We start from the raw sequence: 17,964 nt of genomic DNA on the forward strand, positions 1-17,964 counted from the left end.
CTTAGTTCACCCACACGCGGGCGTTGCGGAACATGCGCATCCAGGCGCCGTCCTCGTCCCACTCTTCCGGGCGCCACGAGTTCTGCACGGCGCGGAATACACGCTCCGGGTGCGGCATCATGATGGTCACGCGGCCGTCGCGGCTGGTGAGGCCAGTGATCCCGCGCGGCGAGCCGTTCGGGTTGGCCGGGTAGGTCTCGGTGACCTTGCCGTGGTTGTCGACGAAACGCAGGGCAACGGTACCGGACAGGTCAGCCTCAAGCAGGGCTTCTTCGCTGGCGAACTCGGCATGGCCTTCACCGTGGGCGATGGCGATTGGCATGCGCGAACCGGCCATGCCTTGCAGGAAGATCGAGTTGGACTCCTGCACCTGCACCATGGCGACACGGGCTTCGAACTGCTCGGAACGGTTGCGCACAAAGTGCGGCCAGAACTCGCTGCCTGGGATCAGTTCGCTAAGGTTGGACATCATCTGGCAACCGTTGCACACACCCAGGGTGAAGCTGTCGTTGCGTTCGAAGAAACCCTGGAACGCATCACGGGCACGGCTGTTGAACAGGGCCGATTTGGCCCAGCCTTCACCGGCACCCAGCACGTCGCCGTAGGAGAAACCGCCGCAGGCGACGAGGCCTTTGAACTCATTGAGGTCAACGCGACCGGCGAGGATGTCGCTCATGTGCACGTCGATCGCATTGAAGCCGGCGCGGTCGAACGCGGCCGCCATTTCCACCTGGCCATTGACGCCCTGCTCACGCAGTACGGCAACTTGTGGGCGAATGCCTTTCTTGATGTAAGGCGCGGCGATGTCCTGGTTGACGTCGAAGCTGAGCTTGGTGCTCAGGCCCGGGTTGTCTTCTTCCAGGATCACGTCGAATTCCTGCTCGGCGCAGTCGGCGTTGTCGCGCAGGCGTTGGATCTGGTAGCTGGTCTCGGCCCACTGGCGTTGCAGCAAGCGGCGCTGGCCGGCAAACACGGTGTCGCCGTTGAACGAGATGTTGATCTCGCCGTTGTTGATCGGCTGGCCGATCACCGCGACGCAGTCGTCCAGGCCGGCGGCGCTGAATTGTGCAAGCACGTCCGGGGTGGCGTCCTGGCGAACCTGGATCACTGCGCCCAACTCTTCGTTGAACAGGATGCCGTTGATTTCGGAGGCATCCTCGGCAACGCTGTCGAGCACGATGTTCAGGCCGCAGTGACCGGCGAAGGCCATCTCGACGACGCTGGTCAGCAAGCCGCCATCGGAACGGTCGTGGTAGGCCAGCAAGTGACCGTCGGCGTTGAGGCCTTGGATCACGGCGAAGAAGGCTTTGAGGTCTTCGGCGTCATCGACGTCCGGCGCGTGTTTGCCGAGCTTGCCATGGGTCTGTGCCAGGATCGAGGCGCCCATGCGGTTCTGGCCACGGCCCAGGTCGATCAGGATCAGGTCGGTGGTGCCCTTGTCCATGCGCAATTGCGGGGTCAGGGTCTGGCGGATGTCGGTGACCGGTGCGAAACCGGTGACGATCAGCGACAGCGGCGAAGTGACGCTCTTGTCGGTGCCGTCTTCGTTCCAACGGGTGGCCATGGACATGGAGTCCTTGCCCACCGGAATGGTGATACCCAGCTCAGGGCACAATTCCATGCCGACCGCTTTGACGGTGTCATACAGGCGTGCATCTTCGCCTGGGTGACCGGCTGCCGACATCCAGTTGGCCGACAGTTTGATGTCGGACAATTTACCAATGCGCGACGCGGCGATGTTGGTGAGGGTTTCACCAATGGCCATCCGGCCCGACGCCGGAGCGTCCAGCAGGGCCAGCGGCGTGCGCTCGCCCATGGCCATGGCTTCACCGGTGTAGACGTCGAAGCTGGTGGCGGTGACGGCAACGTCAGCCACGGGAACCTGCCACGGGCCGACCATTTGGTCACGGGCCACCAGGCCGGTGATGGTGCGGTCGCCGATGGTGATCAGGAAGCTTTTGCTCGCCACGGCCGGGTGGTGCAGCACACGTTCGATGCTGTCGGCCAATTCCAGCGTGCTTGGGTCGAAGTCATCGCCCAGTTCGGCTTCACGTACCGCCGAACGGTGCATGCGTGGGGCTTTGCCCAGCAGCACTTCGAGCGGCATGTCCACCGGGCTGTTGCCGAAGTGGCTGTCGGTAACGGTCAACTGCGGCTCGGCAGTGGCTTCGCCGACCACGGCAAACGGGCAGCGCTCGCGTTCGCAGATGGCCTGGAAGCGCGCGAAGTCTTCAGGGCCGACGGCCAGTACGTAGCGTTCTTGGGATTCGTTGCTCCAGATTTCGTGCGGGGCCATGCCCGGCTCGTCGTTAGGAATGTTGCGCAGTTCGAAACGGCCACCACGGTCGCCATCGTTGACCAGTTCCGGGAAGGCGTTGGACAAACCACCGGCGCCGACGTCGTGGATGAAGCTGATCGGGTTCTTGTCACCCAACTGCCAGCAGCGGTCGATGACTTCCTGGCAGCGACGCTCCATCTCAGGGTTTTCGCGCTGTACGGACGCGAAGTCCAGGTCTGCCGAGCTGGTGCCGGTGGCCATGGAGGAAGCTGCGCCGCCGCCCAGGCCGATCAACATCGCCGGGCCGCCGAGTACGATCAGCTTGGAGCCGACCAGGATCTCGCCTTTCTTGACGTGTTCTTCGCGGATGTTGCCCATGCCGCCGGCCAACATGATTGGCTTGTGGTAGCCGCGCACTTCATCGCCACGCGGGGTGGTGATGGACTGTTCGAAGGTACGGAAGTAACCAGTCAGCGCCGGACGCCCGAACTCGTTGTTGAACGCGGCGCCGCCCAGTGGGCCTTCGATCATGATGTCCAGCGCGGTCACAATGCGCTCAGGCTTGCCGTACGGCACTTCCCACGGCTGTTCGAAGCCTGGGATCTGCAGGTTGGACACGGTGAAACCGGTGAGGCCCGCCTTGGGCTTGGCGCCACGGCCGGTTGCACCTTCGTCACGGATTTCGCCGCCGGAACCGGTGGCTGCGCCTGGGAATGGGGCAATCGCGGTCGGGTGGTTGTGGGTTTCAACCTTCATCAGGATGTGCACCGGCTCCTGCACCGCGCCGTACTGGCGGGTTTCAGGGTCCGGGAAGAAACGGCCGGCGACGGAGCCGACGATCACCGAAGCGTTGTCCTTATAAGCAGACAGAACGCCTTCGCTGTGCATCACGTAGGTGTTCTTGATCATGCCGAACAGGCTTTTTTCCTGGCTTTCGCCGTCGATGTCCCAACTGGCGTTGAAGATCTTGTGACGGCAGTGCTCGGAGTTGGCCTGGGCAAACATCATCAGTTCGATGTCGTGCGGGTTGCGCTTCAAGCCGTTAAAGGCGTTGACCAGGTAGTCGATCTCGTCTTCGGCCAAGGCCAGGCCCAGCTCGGTATTGGCCTTCTCGAGGGCGGCGCGGCCACCGCCGAGCACGTCAATCGCGGTCAGCGGCTTGGGCTCGGCGTGGCTGAACAGGCCGGCAGCCTGTTCCAACTGGCTGACGATGATCTGGGTCATGCGGTCGTGCAGGCTGCTGGCGATCAGCTCGGCTTCGGCATCGCTGAACTGGCCGGCGACGTAGAAAGCGATACCACGCTCCAGGCGCTGGATTTTGTCCAGGCCGCAGTTGCGGGCGATATCGCTGGCCTTGCTCGACCAGGGCGAGATGGTGCCGAACCGCGGCAATACCAGGAACAAGCGGCCGTTAGGCTCTTGAACCGGAACGCTTGGGCCGTACTTCAGAAGGCGCGCCAGCACTTGCTGTTCGTCGGCGGTCAACACGCCGGTAACGTCGGCGAAGTGAGCAAATTCAGCATACAGGCCTGTAACCGCTGGAACCTTCTGGCTCAGTTGCTCAAGGAGTTTGCTGTGGCGAAAGGCAGAAAGGGCAGGAGCGCCGCGCAGGATCAACATCTTCGGGACAGCCTCGGGAAGGGGGTGTGCTTTGAGGCCGTGCATTCTAGCGTAAACCGTCGCCAACGGCACCCGAAACGCTACCGGTGGCTGGCGCCGAACGTCAGTTGGCCGGATTACAGCCCTTTCGAGGGGTCATAGTGGGCATTCGGCGCAGTTATTTTAACCGTCACAATCCCCTGCCAAGCCACGTTTCTGCGGGCTACAGCACAGTTTTGCGGGCGCTAGCAGACAAGTCCCGCGCTGTCGAGATATGGCGCCGTGGGCCGTTTGCGTATACTGCGCAGATGTTCTCCCCAACTGCTTTGCGCCCGCGATGCGCCAAATGGCTCATCGCAACCGGACTCTTCCTGATGCTCAGCGCCTGTGTTGATAAGCCCAGCACGCTCGAGCGAATCAAGGAGGATGGCGTATTGCGGGTGGTTACCCGGAACAGCCCGGCGACTTATTTCCAGGACCGCAACGGTGAAACCGGTTTCGAATACGAACTGGTCAAGCGCTTTGCCGACGACCTGGGCGTGAAGCTGGAGATCGAGACCGCCGACAACCTCGACGATCTGTTCGGCCAGTTGGGCAAGCCCAACGGCCCGGTCCTCGCGGCGGCCGGCCTGGTCAGCAGTGAACAGCGCCAGGCGCAGGTACGTTTCTCCCACCCTTACCTTGAAGTCACCCCGCAGATCATCTATCGCAATGGCCAGTCCCGCCCGACCAATGCGGCGGACCTGGTGGGCAAGAAGATCATGGTGCTCAAGGGCAGCACCCACGCCGAGCAACTGGCGGCGCTTAAAAAGCAGAACCCTGCCATTGAATACGAAGAATCAGACGCCGTTGAGGTCGTCGACTTGCTGCGCATGGTGGACGAGGGCCAAATCGACCTGACCCTGGTGGACTCCAACGAAGTGGCGATGAACCAGGTGTACTTCCCCAACGTGCGCGTCGCGTTCGACCTCGGCAATGCCAGCAACCAGAGCTGGGCCGTCGCCGCCGGTGACGACAACAGCCTGCTCAACGAGATCAACAGTTACCTGGATAAAGTCGAGAAAAACGGCACGTTGCAGCGTCTGAAAGACCGCTACTACGGGCATGTCGATGTACTCGGCTATGTGGGCGCCTACACCTTCGCCCAACATCTGCAGCAGCGTTTGCCCAAGTACGAAAAACACTTCCGCGCCTATGCCAAGGAAGAAAAGGTCGATTGGCGCCTGTTGGCAGCCATTGGCTATCAGGAATCGCTGTGGCAGCCGGCCGTCACGTCCAAGACCGGCGTGCGCGGCCTGATGATGCTGACCCAGAACACCGCCCAGGCGATGGGCGTGTCCAACCGCCTGGACCCCAAGCAAAGCATCATGGGCGGTGCCAAGTACTTGGCCAAGATCAAGGATGAACTGGACGACAGCATCGCCGAGCCGGATCGCACCTGGTTCGCCCTCGCCGCCTACAACGTCGGCACCGGCCACTTGGAAGATGCCCGCACCTTGGCCAAGCGCGAAGGCCTGAACCCGAACAAGTGGCTGGACGTGAAGAAGATGCTGCCGCGCCTGTCGCAGAAGCAGTGGTACAGCAAGACCCGCTATGGGTATGCGCGCGGTGGGGAGCCGGTGCATTTTGTGGCGAACATCCGGCGTTACTACGACATCCTCACCTGGGTGACCCAGCCGCAGTTGGAAGGCAACCAGGTGGTCGAAGGTAACTTGCATGTGCCGGGCGTGGACAAGACCAAGCCGCCGGAAGATAACCCGCAGTTGTAAACACACTCTCCCAAACACCACAAAACCCTGTGGGAGCCGGGCTTGTGTGGTGAGCGGGCTTGCCCCGCTCACCACACAAGCCCCCTTCACATCTTGACCTTCAGTTGGCTTAGAGGCCGGTGAGCAGATGCACTACTCCGCCCTCCAACACCATCACATCCAGAACACCCGCAGCCTTTAACACCGCAGCATCCACCTTCGCAGCATCCTGCAACTGCACCCTCACCCGCGTCAGCGCCACCCGCTGCTGCGACTTGAGGTTATCTGCCCCACCTAACGCGTTCATCACCTCGGTCGACAGCAGACTCTGCGTTGGCGCAACGACCGTCTCGGCAATCAAATCCGGCGTCAGCGCCTTCCAGAACGCCCGCTGTAATTTCTCGAACATGCTCAGTGCTCCACGACAGGTGAGGTTTCAACGGTAGCCGCGTGATATTGGCGCAGGGCCTCACGCACTTGGGAGGCTTCTTCCAGGCCCAACACCTGGCGGGCGATGATCTGGCAGTCAGCCAGGTCCAGCTCGCGCACGGTGGCCTTGATGGTGGGGATCAACGGCACACTGACCGACAACTCGTCCACGCCCAGCCCGATCAGCACCGGCACGGCCAGCGCTTCGGACGCCAACGCGCCACACACACCGACCCACTTGCCATGGGCATGCGCGGCCTTGACCGTGGTGGCGATCAAGCGCAGCACCGCCGGGTGGAAGCTGTCGGCCTGGCTGGCCAATCGCGGGTGGTCGCGGTCCATGGCCAGCGTGTATTGGGTCAGGTCATTGGTGCCGATGGAGAAGAAGTCCACATGGGGGGCGAACACGTCCGCCATCAGCGCCGCCGACGGCACTTCAATCATGATGCCCAGCTTCGGCAACTCGGTGAGCTTCAGCGCCAGCGCTTCCTCTTCAAGGATCTTGCGCGCCAGGTGCAGCTCCGACAGCAGGCTGACCATCGGCAACATGATGTGCAGCCGCGCAAAACCGGCACTGGCGAGGATCGCGCGGAACTGTTCGCGCAGCAGCTCAGGACGTTCCAGGCACAAGCGAATGCCGCGCAGGCCAAGAAAGGGATTGGTCTCAGCGTCCATGGGCACATAGGCCAACGGTTTGTCGCCGCCAACATCCAGGGTGCGCACTACCAGGTTGCGCTCGGAGCCCAGGGCGCGGGCGATCGCGGTGTAGGTGCCGGCTTGCTCCTCGGGGCTCGGCGCGCGGTGGCGATCCAGGTAGAGGAACTCCGAACGCAACAGGCCGACACCTTCGCCGCCGAGGGTCAGGGCGTGCTCCACTTCTTGCAACGAGGCCACGTTGGCGGTGACTTCGACGTGATGGCCGTCGCGGGTGGTGGCCGGTAACGACGCCTGCGCCACGTCGCGCTGATGGCGCAGCGCCTGCTGTTTGCGCGCGGCCTCCAGGTGTTCGATCTCGGCCAGGTTCGGCTCCAGGTGCAGGTCGCCTTTGTCGGCGTCGAGCAGCACCTGTTTGCCATTGGCCAACCCCAGCACGTCGGCCGAAACACCGCAAATGGCCGGCAGGCCAAGGGCACGGGCGAGGATCGCGACATGGCTGGTCGCGCCGCCGCCGACGGTGACGAACCCCAGCACTTTGCGGGTATCCAGGCTGGCAGTCTGCGAAGGCGTCAGTTGCTCGGCGATCAGGATTGCACGTTCCGGCAAGTCCCAGGCGCTGTCCTGAATCCCCAGGATCAGCTTCAGTACACGCTGGCCGACGTCCGCCAAGTCTGCCGCACGTTCGGCCAACAGGGCATTGCCTGAACCCTGGAACAGCTTGGCTGTGGCGAGCGTGGCACGGTTCCAGGCAAAGGCGGCGCTCTTGCCGTCAGCCAGCAGACTGTGGGCTTGTTCGAGCAAGGTCGGGTCCTCGAGCAATTCCTGATGAGCGCGGAAAATCTCCGCCTGGGCACTGCCGCAAGCCTTGTCTTGCAACGTTCGCAGGGCCTCGGTGGCAGCCAGCAAGCCACGCGCCAGGGCGGCACGCTCCGTCGCTTCATCCGTACCGTGTTCAGGAATGGCCAGTTCGGGCTCGATCACCTGAACCACCTGGCCAAATGCCGAACCCGGTGAGGCGCACACGCCTTTAAGCAACGTCGCCGACAATACCGTCGCGGCCGGTTCGGCAACGGTCGCCACCGCCTCGCCACAGCCTTGCGCCAACAAGGCCACCAGTGCCTTGATCGCCGCCTCGGCATCCTCGCCCGCCGCGCTCACTTGCAGGGTGTCGCCCTTCACCGTTTGCAACGCCATGATCGCCACCAACGACTTGGCGTTGGCGCTCTGGGTTTGCTTGTGCAGGTAGATGCTGGCCTTGAAACCCTTCGCCGCCTGGGCGAATACCGCCGCTGGGCGAGCGTGCAGGCCGTTGGCGTTGGGTAAGGTCAGCGGCTTGGAAAACAGTGCCTCGCCCTCCTCCTCGTCCATCACGTCAATGGCTTCACTTGGGGATAACTGCAACAGTGGCTGGCCGGACGCCACAAGACCGCTTGCCAATACGCTAAACGGCTCGCCGCTGACCACCAGCATCAAGGTCAGCAAACTGCGTGCGTTGAGTGCCACGTAGTCGGCATCGAATTCGATCAGCGCCTGCCCGGCCTCCACCCGCTGGCCTTCCTGCACCCGCCGGGTGAAGCCCTGGCCTGCCAGGTTGACGGTGTCCAGACCGATATGCAGCAGCACTTGGACGCCGTTGTCGTCGGTGATGCTGACGGCATGCCCGCTGTCCTGGATATTGCTGATCACCCCAGCCAACGGGGCACACAAGGTCTGCGAGGTCGGGTCGATGCACAGGCCGTCGCCGATCACGCGACTGGAGAATACCGGGTCGGGGACCTTGTCCAGTGCCAGCAGCACACCGGATAGGGGCGCCAGCAGTTCCAGGGGTTTAGATGGGGTCATGACTTCACCTGCTGTTTTGTTCTGTAAAAATCATTGGGTGATGCAACCCCAAGATGACGACGATCCAATGTGGGAGCTGGCTTGCCTGCGATAGCATCGCCTCGGTTTTACTGAAAGACCGAGTCGCCCGCATCGCAGGCAAGCCAGCTCCCACACAAAGCGCATTCACATGAGTTCGCGCTATTTCCACCAGTATTCGACTTGCACACCCACGTTCGACCCATGCCGCGCCGTGCCATAGGAACCGGTATCAGATAACGCCGACCCCGCCGCCAATTCATTCGCCGCGCGCTTGGCCGCCTCGTTCCAGGTTGCATAGGTGTAGTACAAGCGCACCTCCGGCCGCGCCCAGAATTCCGGGCCTTTAGGGGACCAGGTCGGGGCGAAGGTGAATTTGCTCAGTTTGCGTGTGCCGCCAGTGGCGTCGACCTGATCATGCCCAAGCTCGGTGACCAGTTTGAACTGCTCGCTGATCGCGTACGCCGGGCGCACACCGATGGACATCCAGGTCTGGTCCTGGCTGCCGGGACGAATATCCTTCTGGTACACCGCCTCGACCTGTCCACCAAAACGCGGGGTCACCTGCCAGTCGAAAAACTCCACGGCGCGGTAACTTTTGCTACTGTTGTCCAGGAACGTATTGCCGGTGTAGCCCAGGCCGGTGCCGGGCCCTTCGCCGTACTGCAAGGCGAACTTGTTCTTGCCACCCAGGAAAGGTTTTTGCACATGCTGCGCAGTGATCGCCCAGCCGCTGTTGGTGTCACGCCCGCCGGCTTTTTCGATGTAGCTCAGGCCCAGTTCCAGCTCGCCGCCGGGGTTGGTCTTGAAGCCCGCGACGTTGAAGTCGTGACGGGTGGCGTATGCCTTCTGGTACAGGTTGTCCTTGCGCGAAATGGCGTAGCTGTATTTGAGGTCGCCGATCAGCACGTCCTCAATCCCGCCGCCCGTAGCGCTCTGGTTCCAGTAGTAGAAGTCGGAGATATGGATGTCGTTACGTTTGTAGTAACGCCGACCGGCCCACAGCGAGCCACCATTGAGGCTGGGCAGGTTGGACCATTGTGCATACAGCTGCGGCATGCGCGCGGTGCCGTTGTTTTCGCCCTGGAATTTCAGCTCACGATCGTACTTGTTGTAGAGCGACGCCATTGCATCGACGCTGAGCACCGAACCGTCATCAAGGGTGAGCAGGTCCTGGCGCAGTTCCAGCTCGGCGTATTGCTCGCATTCGTTACCCAGACGGTACTTGGTTTGTGCCCCCGGCAGTTGGAAACATTGCTGTGGGCCGCTGCCCGTTGAAGTGCCCGCGCCGCTGCGCAAGTAACCGGCGAATTCCAACGCCTGAGCGCCAAACGGCAGGCTCAGACAAGACGCAACGAGGCCCAGCTTTATTGTTGTTTTCATGCAGCACTCCGATATTTTTATTATGTTTTTTTCAACGCGCCCCGTGCTCCCACACGGGGTTACAACGGGCCTCAGTCCTTGAGGTGCAACACAAACGATTCGTACGGGCGCAGCGCTACCGTGCCCGTACGCACCGGGCAGTCCGGGTAGTTGCTGATCAGCAGGCGTTGTTCGCTGGCCGGGTTGATGACGCCGTCCGGCAGTTGGATTTCGCAGGGCGTGCCGTAGAAGTTGTTCAGCACCAGCAGCCGCTCGCCATGGCCTTCGCGCAGGTAGGCCCAGACCTGCAGATGGTCTTGCAGCAACTGGCGATAAACACCGGCCTGGATCAGCGGCTCGTGACGGCGCAAGGCGATCAGCGCACGGTAGTGATGCAGCACTGAATCCGGGTCATCCAGCTGGCGCTCGACGTTGATCTGCGCCGCATTGGCCGGGATGCCGATCCACGGCTCGCCGCTGCTGAAGCCGGCGTTCGCCTGGGCATTCCACTGCATCGGCGTGCGGCCGTTGTCGCGGGACTTCTGCATGATCGCGGCCATGCTCGACGCCTCGGACTCGCCCGCATCGCGCTTGAGCCGGAAGATGTTGAGGGTCTCCACATCGCGGTACTGCTCGACCCTGTCGAAGCCCGGATTGGTCATGCCCAGCTCTTCGCCCTGGTACACAAATGGCGTGCCTTGAAGGAAGTGCAGCGCGGTCGCCAGCATCTTGGCCGAGACCACACGGTGCTCACCGTCATGGCCGAACCGCGAGACCACCCGTGGCTGGTCGTGGTTACACCAGAACAGCGCGTTCCAGCCGCCACCGGCCTGCATGCCCAGTTGCCAATCCGAGAGGATCTGCTTGAGCTGCAGGAAGTCGAAGTCGGCCTTCACCCACTTCTGAAGGTTCGGGTAATCGACTTTCAGGTGATGAAAGTTGAAGGTCATCGACAGCTCTTTCGACTCTGGTCGTGAGTAGCGGATGCAGTGTTCGAGGCTGGTGGACGACATCTCGCCGACGTTGATCAGGTCGTGCCCTTCGAAGACTTCGCGGTGCATTTCCTGCAGGTAGTCGTGCACGTTCGGGCCGTCGGTGTAGAAGCGACGGCCGTCGCTGCTGTCTTCGGGGAAATCGGCGGGCTTGGAGATCAGGTTGATCACGTCCAGGCGGAAACCGCCCACGCCTTTGTCGCGCCAGAAGCGCATCAGCTTGAACACCTCGGCGCGCACCTTGGGGTTGTCCCAATTCAGGTCGGCCTGGGTGTGGTCAAACAAGTGCAGGAAGTACTGCCCGGTTTGCGCCTCGTATTCCCAGGCCGAGCCACCGAACTTGGATTCCCAGTTGTTCGGCTGGTCGCGCCAGATGTAGAAGTCGCGGTACGGGTTGTCGAGGCTGCTGCGCGCCTGCTGGAACCACTCGTGTTCGATGGACGTGTGGTTGACCACGATATCGAGCATCAGCTTGATGCCACGCTTGGCCGCTTCGCTGATCAGCAGGTCGCAGTCGGCCATGGTCCCGTAGCTGGGGTCGATGGCGTAGTAGTCGCTGATGTCGTAGCCGTTGTCGCGCTGTGGCGAGCGCAGGAACGGCGTGATCCACAGGCAGTCGACACCCAGCCATTTGAGGTAGTCGAGTTTGTCCACGATGCCCAGCAGGTCACCGGTGGCGTTACCCGCGTGGCTGTGGAAGCTTTTGGGGTAGATCTGGTAGATCACCGAGTGTTGCCAGTTTTGCATGGTGGGTTCCTTCAGTTGATTTTTGTGCAGGCCTTTCGGGCCTCATCGGGGGCAAGCCCCCTCCCACATTTGAAATGCGTTTCAATGTGGGAGGGGGCTTGCCCCCGATTGCGGTAGATCAAGCAACCCTGTACCCAGGCCGAACAATCTTCATGCTCAACGCACAGGTCAAAACAAACGGCACGACCATCGCGATGACCATGCCGATCACAAACACCGCGATGGATTGCGGCACGATCGAAATAAACCCGGGCAAGCCCCCCACGCCGATGGCCGACGCCTGCACCTTGTTCAGCGACAGGAAAATGCTGCCCAGCGCCGAGCCCACCAGGGCCGCATAAAACGGAAACTTGAAGCGCAGGTTCACCCCGAACATCGCCGGTTCAGTGATGCCGAAGTACGCGGAAATCGCCGAGGTCGACGCCATGCTTTTGTCCCGCGCATTGCGGGTGGTGTAGAACACCGCGAGCGCGGCGCTGCCTTGGGCCAGGTTGGACATGACGATCATCGGCCAGATAAAGGTGCCGCCCTGGGTGGAGATAAGCTGCAGGTCCACGGCGAGGAACATGTGGTGCATGCCGGTGATCACCAGCGGCGCATACAGCAGGCCGAAAATCGCCCCGCCGACCATCGGCGCCAGGTCAAACAGGGTGACCACGCCTTCGGTGATCAGGATGCCAAGGTGACGGGTCACCGGGCCGATGATGGCCAGGGCCAGCACACCGGTCACGACAATGGTGGTGATCGGCACGACGAGGAGTTGAATTGCATTGGGCACCCGCGCACGTAGCCATTTCTCGATCACACTCATCACATAAGCCGCCATCAGGATCGGCAGGATCTGCCCTTGGTAGCCCACCTTCTCGATCTGGAACCAACCGAAAATATCGAAGTACGGCAGGCTTTGACCGTCGAGCCCGGCCACTGCCTTGCCATAGTTCCAGGCGTTGAGCAGGTCCGGGTGCACCAGCATCAGGCCGAGCACGATGCCAAGGATTTCACTGCCGCCAAAGCGCTTGGCCGCCGACCAACCGACCAGCGCCGGCAGGAACACGAACGAGGTGTTGGCCATCAGGTTGATCAGGCTCCACAGGCCATCCAGGTTCGGATACGCCTCCAGCAGCGTCTTGCCCTCGATGAACATGCCCTTGGCGCCCATCAGGTTATTCACGCCCATCAACAGGCCGGCGATGATCAGTGCGGGCAGGATCGGCATGAACACATCGGAGAACACCCTTACCAGGCGCTGCATGGCATTGGTCTTGTCGGCGCCCTTCTTCTTCACATCGGCGATGGTGGCGGCGGCGAGGCCGGTCTGTTCGCGCAGGGCGGCGTAGACCTTTTCCACTTCACCGGGGCCGATCACCACTTGGAACAGGCCACCGGTAAAGAACGAACCCTTGACCAGATCGACCTGGTTCAGCGCGCTGCTGTTGACCAGGCTCGGGTCCTTGAGCGCCAGGCGCAGGCGGGTCACACAGTGGGCAGCTTGCTCAAGGTTGTCGCTGCCCCCGAGGTTTTCGAGGATCTCGCGGGCAATGTTCGAATAGTCGTGGCTCATGCTTGTTTTCCACTTTGATTTTTTTATTTGAGGGGCAGTCATTGGCAGCACGCCGAGGGCAAAAGTACTCGTCTGTACGAGTTAAAGCAACAACTCGTCTGTACGAGTTTAATTTTGTTTATTTCCTGTAGGCCGCCGCATCGCTGCAAGCCGCATAAATCCAAGGGTCTAATGGACAAACCCCCTCTCTGCCACTAAGGTTCCTGCCTTGACCGCAACCCCGGCAAAGAGCCATCCCCATGAGCAAATACAACCAGATCTATACGGATCTGCTTGCCAGCATCACCACTGAACGCCTGCAGCGCGGCACGCGCCTTCCCTCCGAAACCGAATTGATGGACAGCTACCAGGCCAGCCGAGGCACCGTGCGTCGGGCCATCGAGCAGTTGCAGGAGCGTGGGTTTGCGCAAAAGATCCACGGCAAGGGCACCTTCGTGTTGTCGCCCAACCCGATCGAGTTCCAACTGGGCGGCATCGTCAGCTTCCACGAAACCCACGCCGACCTGGGCGATGACGTACGCACCGAAGTGGTCGAATTCACCCAGTTCCCACTGGAAGGTTCACTGCTGCAACACATCGAAGCCGAACCGGGCGCCCTGATCACCCGCATCAAACGGGTACGGCGCATCGGCGGCAAACGGGTGATCCTCGACATCAACCACTTCGTGGCCGACGTGATCCCCGGCCTGGACCGCGCGATTGCCGAGCAGTCGATCTACGCGTTTATCGAACAGACGCTGCAGCTGCAAATTGCCTATGCCCAACGCACCATCGAGGCCCTGCCGCGCGGCAAAGACGACCAGACGCACCTCGACCTCGAGGGCCAAAGCCACGTGATCGTGGTGAGCAACCAGACGTTTTTGCAGGACGGGCGGCAGTTCGAGTACACCGAGTCGCGGCATACGTTGGATAAGTTTTACTTTTCGGATATTGCGCGGCGTTGAGCATAAGTTGGGAAGATCATTGCACTGTGATGCTCTTCGCCAGTCCTGCTGCCCAGGCAGCGGTCATCTTCTCTCCTACCGCCGCGAACTCTGGGTAAGTGCTTCGCCGATATACAACCGATCCCTTTGACTAATCATGGAAGCTCACTGATTTCAATTCATCGAGGGTTTTGCGCCGACGTTTTGGTATGGCGGTCAATTCGTACCCCAAGCCCTCGAGGATCGCTGCGACTTTGCGAGTTCCCACTTCGGAGATCGTGTTGTTCTCGATCCCCGAAATGGTGGAGCGGCTCATGCCATGACGGTGCGCAAGCTGACTTTGTGAAAGGCCAGCTGTTTTACGGAGGCTACGGATCAATTTGCCTAACTCTTCCATATCAAAATGCACCCCATACACTGCATGAATAGATAAATCTGAATTTATGCACCCTATACGATGCATTCCATTCTGAATATTGTTTATCTGATACAGTTTTTGACCAAAAGCTTACATGCCATAAACACAAAACCCCGGCACATGGCCGGGGTTTTGTTATTCAGCACTCACCTGCTACCGCAGGATCACTCCCACTCAATCGTCGCCGGCGGCTTGCTCGACACGTCATACGTCACGCGCGAAATACCTTCGATCTCGTTGATGATACGGCCGCTGACAGTCTCCAGCAGTTCGTACGGCAGGTGCGCCCAACGCGCGGTCATGAAGTCGATGGTTTCTACGGCACGCAGGGCCACAACCCATGCGTAACGACGGCCATCGCCTACTACGCCAACCGACTTAACTGGCTGGAAGACCACGAAGGCCTGGCTGACTTTGTGGTACCAGTCGGCCTTGCGCAGTTCTTCGATGAAGATGTGGTCGGCACGACGCAGCAGGTCGGCGTATTCCTTTTTCACTTCACCGAGGATGCGTACGCCCAGGCCTGGGCCTGGGAATGGGTGGCGGTAGACCATGTCGTACGGCAGGCCGAGTTCCAGGCCCAGACGGCGGACTTCGTCCTTGAACAGTTCGCGCAGCGGTTCTACCAGCTTGAGGTTCATTTCCTCAGGCAGGCCACCCACGTTGTGGTGGGACTTGATCACGTGGGCCTTGCCACTCTTGGCGCCGGCCGACTCGATCACGTCAGGGTAGATGGTGCCTTGGGCGAGGTACTTGATGTTGTCCAGTTTGTTGGACTGGGCATCGAAGACGTCGATGAAGGTGCGGCCGATGATCTTGCGCTTCTTCTCGGGGTCGGACTCGCCGGCCAGGTTGTTGAGGAACTGGTCCTCGGCGTTGGCGCGGATCACTTTGACGCCCATGTTCTCGGCGAACATGGCCATCACTTGCTCGCCTTCGTGCAGGCGCAGCAGGCCGTTGTCGACGAAGACGCAGGTCAGTTGGTCGCCGATGGCTTTGTGCAGCAGCGCGGCGACCACGGAGGAGTCAACGCCGCCGGACAGGCCGAGCAATACGTTGTCGGTGCCGACCTGGGCACGAACCTGGGCGATGGCGTCTTCAGCGATTTTCGACGGGGTCCACAGGGCTTCACACTCGCAGATGTCGAGAATGAAGCGCGACAGGATGCGGCCGCCTTGTTTGGTGTGGGTCACTTCCGGGTGGAACTGCACGCCGTAGTAGCGACGCTCGTCGCTGAACATGCCGGCGATCGGGCAGCTCGGGGTGCTGGCCAGGATGTGGAAGTCTTCCGGCATCTTGGTGACTTTGTCACCGTGGCTCATCCACACGTCGAGGCCGAACAGGCCGTCGGCGTCGATGTGGTCTTCGATACCGTCCAGCAGGCGGCTCTTGCCGACCACGTCCACACGGGCATAACCGAATTCACGCAGCTCGGAACCTTCAACCTTGCCGCCCAGTTGCTCGGCCATGGTCTGCATGCCGTAGCAAATGCCGAAGACCGGTACGCCCAGGTCGAATACGGCTTGCGGGCAGCGCGGGCTGTTGGCTTCGTGCACGGACTCGGGGCCACCGGCGAGGATGACGCCTTTCGGTGCGAATTCGCGGATCGCTTCGTCATCCATGTCGAACGGGTGCAGTTCGCAGTACACGCCGATTTCACGCACGCGGCGGGCAATCAGCTGGGTGTACTGGGAACCGAAGTCGAGGATCAGGATGCGGTGGGCGTGAATGTCGAGGGCCATGAAGTCAGTCTCGTCTAATGAATCAGAAACAACTCGGGGCTGAAGAACAGCCCCGGTTACTTAACATTTTGCTGGAAGCCTCAACCTACGCGGTAGTTTGGCGCTTCCTTGGTGATCTGCACGTCGTGGACATGGGATTCAGCCATGCCGGCGCCGGTGATCCGTACGAACTCTGGCTTGGTGCGCATTTCTTCGATGTCGGCGCTGCCGGTGTAGCCCATCGAGGAACGCAGGCCGCCCATCAGTTGATGGATGATCGCGCTCAGGGTGCCTTTGTACGGCACACGGCCTTCGATGCCTTCCGGGACGAGCTTCTCGGCGCCTGCCGAGGAGTCCTGGAAGTAACGGTCGGAAGAGCCTTGCGCCTGGGACATGGCGCCCAGCGAACCCATGCCGCGGTAAGCCTTGTAGGAACGGCCCTGGAACAGTTCGATCTCGCCCGGTGCTTCTTCAGTACCGGCGAACATCGAGCCCATCATCACGCAGGAAGCACCGGCCACGATGGCCTTGGACAGGTCACCGGAGAAACGGATACCGCCGTCGGCGATCAACGGGACGCCAGTGCCTTCAAGGGCAGCGGCGACATTGGCGATGGCGCTGATTTGCGGCACGCCGACACCGGCGACGATACGCGTGGTGCAGATCGAGCCAGGGCCGATACCGACCTTGACCGCGTCAGCGCCGGCTTCGGCAAGCGCCTTGGCCGCTGCGCCGGTGGCGATGTTGCCGCCGATCACTTGTACGTCAGGGAAATTCTGTTTGACCCAGCGCACGCGGTCGATCACGCCTTTGGAGTGACCGTGGGCAGTGTCGACCACCACCACGTCAACACCGGCAGCAACCAGCGCCGAAACGCGGTCGCCGGTGTCTTTACCGGTACCGACTGCTGCGCCGACGCGCAGACGACCTTGGTCATCCTTGCTGGCGAGCGGGTAAGCCTTGGCTTTTTCGATGTCGTTGACGGTCATCATGCCTTTGAGGGCGAATTTGTCGTCGACGATCAGCACGCGCTCGATGCGGTGCTTGTGCAGCAGTTCGCGCACATCGTTCTTGTCGGCGCCTTCCTTGACCGTGACCAGACGCTCTTTAGGCGTCATCACTTCGCGGACGGTGACTTCAAGACGGTTCTCAAAACGCACGTCACGGGAAGTGACGATGCCGACCAGGTCGCCATCGTGCAGCACCGGAACGCCGGAGATGTTGTGCAGGCGGGTCAGTTCGAACAGGTCACGCACGGTGGCGTCGGCTTCGATGGTGATTGGATCTTTCACCACACCGGCTTCGTAACGCTTGACCTTGCGCACTTCGGCAGCTTGCTGCTCGATGGTCATGTTCTTGTGGATGATGCCGATGCCGCCTTCCTGAGCCATGGCAATTGCCAAACGGGCTTCGGTGACGGTGTCCATGGCAGCGGAAACCAGGGGAATATTCAGCTCGATGCCACGGGTTAGGCGGGTCTTGAGACTGACTTCGTTAGGAAGCACCTCGGAATAACCGGGCACTAGGAGAATGTCGTCGAATGTCAGAGCTTCTTGGCTGATACGCAGCATCGCGGGGGCTCCCGAGCGGGAAAATGGAAGCGCGCCATTATATACATGCACCCTGCCGGGCTCAATGTAAAACTCTGACAAACTTGGTAATACTGATA

Annotated in this window: 11 protein-coding genes; 2 read left to right on the plus strand and 9 right to left on the minus strand. The window is 61.1% G+C overall.

Annotated elements, in window-relative coordinates:
• Nucleotide 1: 1 nt before the first annotated feature.
• The gene (gene purL, locus QCBJ_RS11505; protein WP_015885717.1) at nucleotides 2–3,898 is read right to left on the minus strand and encodes a phosphoribosylformylglycinamidine synthase; all 3,897 of its coding nucleotides are present in this window, start codon (nucleotides 3,896–3,898) and stop codon (nucleotides 2–4) included.
• A 287-nt stretch (nucleotides 3,899–4,185) separates the two neighbouring features.
• Between purL and mltF the strand changes: the two genes are divergently transcribed.
• The gene (gene mltF / locus QCBJ_RS11510; RefSeq protein ID WP_015885718.1) at nucleotides 4,186–5,646 is read left to right on the plus strand and encodes a membrane-bound lytic murein transglycosylase MltF; all 1,461 of its coding nucleotides are present in this window, start codon (nucleotides 4,186–4,188) and stop codon (nucleotides 5,644–5,646) included.
• A gap of 109 nt (nucleotides 5,647–5,755) precedes the next feature.
• Here the strand turns inward: mltF and QCBJ_RS11515 are convergent, their stop codons facing one another.
• The 5 genes from QCBJ_RS11515 to treP form a co-directional block, all read right to left on the minus strand.
• A complete protein-coding gene (locus tag QCBJ_RS11515; RefSeq protein ID WP_102060853.1) occupies nucleotides 5,756–6,034 on the minus strand; it encodes a PTS transporter subunit EIIB in 279 nt (92 codons plus the stop codon).
• 2 nt (nucleotides 6,035–6,036) lie between these two features.
• Nucleotides 6,037–8,553 carry a phosphoenolpyruvate--protein phosphotransferase gene (gene ptsP / locus QCBJ_RS11520; RefSeq protein ID WP_102060854.1) on the minus strand — a complete coding sequence of 839 codons (2,517 nt, stop codon included), beginning with the start codon at nucleotides 8,551–8,553 and terminating at the stop codon, nucleotides 6,037–6,039.
• A 180-nt stretch (nucleotides 8,554–8,733) separates the two neighbouring features.
• Nucleotides 8,734–9,954 (minus strand): carbohydrate porin, encoded by a 1,221-nt coding sequence (locus tag QCBJ_RS11525; RefSeq protein ID WP_046035244.1) that lies wholly within the window; start codon nucleotides 9,952–9,954, stop codon nucleotides 8,734–8,736.
• A 71-nt stretch (nucleotides 9,955–10,025) separates the two neighbouring features.
• Nucleotides 10,026–11,672: an alpha,alpha-phosphotrehalase gene (gene treC, locus QCBJ_RS11530; RefSeq protein WP_102060855.1), complete on the minus strand. Its 1,647-nt coding sequence runs from the start codon at nucleotides 11,670–11,672 to the stop codon at nucleotides 10,026–10,028.
• A 118-nt stretch (nucleotides 11,673–11,790) separates the two neighbouring features.
• Nucleotides 11,791–13,233: a PTS system trehalose-specific EIIBC component gene (gene treP, locus QCBJ_RS11535; protein WP_015885722.1), complete on the minus strand. Its 1,443-nt coding sequence runs from the start codon at nucleotides 13,231–13,233 to the stop codon at nucleotides 11,791–11,793.
• 239 nt (nucleotides 13,234–13,472) lie between these two features.
• Here treP and treR point away from each other — a divergent pair, with 239 nt between their 5' ends.
• Nucleotides 13,473–14,177 (plus strand): trehalose operon repressor, encoded by a 705-nt coding sequence (gene treR, locus QCBJ_RS11540; protein ID WP_015885723.1) that lies wholly within the window; start codon nucleotides 13,473–13,475, stop codon nucleotides 14,175–14,177.
• Nucleotides 14,178–14,307: 130 nt separating this feature from the next.
• On the opposite strand, the gene QCBJ_RS11545 is transcribed toward treR, so the two are convergent.
• The 3 genes from QCBJ_RS11545 to guaB form a co-directional block, all read right to left on the minus strand.
• Entirely contained in the window at nucleotides 14,308–14,553 is a 246-nt protein-coding gene (locus QCBJ_RS11545) for a helix-turn-helix domain-containing protein (protein ID WP_015885724.1), read from the minus strand.
• A gap of 185 nt (nucleotides 14,554–14,738) precedes the next feature.
• Complete coding sequence (gene guaA, locus QCBJ_RS11550; protein ID WP_015885725.1) at nucleotides 14,739–16,316, minus strand: glutamine-hydrolyzing GMP synthase; 1,578 nt, start codon at nucleotides 16,314–16,316, stop codon at nucleotides 14,739–14,741.
• Between the two features lie 80 nt (nucleotides 16,317–16,396).
• A complete protein-coding gene (gene guaB, locus QCBJ_RS11555) occupies nucleotides 16,397–17,866 on the minus strand; it encodes an IMP dehydrogenase (protein ID WP_015885726.1) in 1,470 nt (489 codons plus the stop codon).
• Between the last annotated feature and the right edge of the window lie 98 nt (nucleotides 17,867–17,964).

The sequence above is a fragment of the Pseudomonas sp. QC2 genome (assembly GCF_002859085.1).
GTDB lineage: Bacteria > Pseudomonadota > Gammaproteobacteria > Pseudomonadales > Pseudomonadaceae > Aquipseudomonas > Aquipseudomonas petroselini.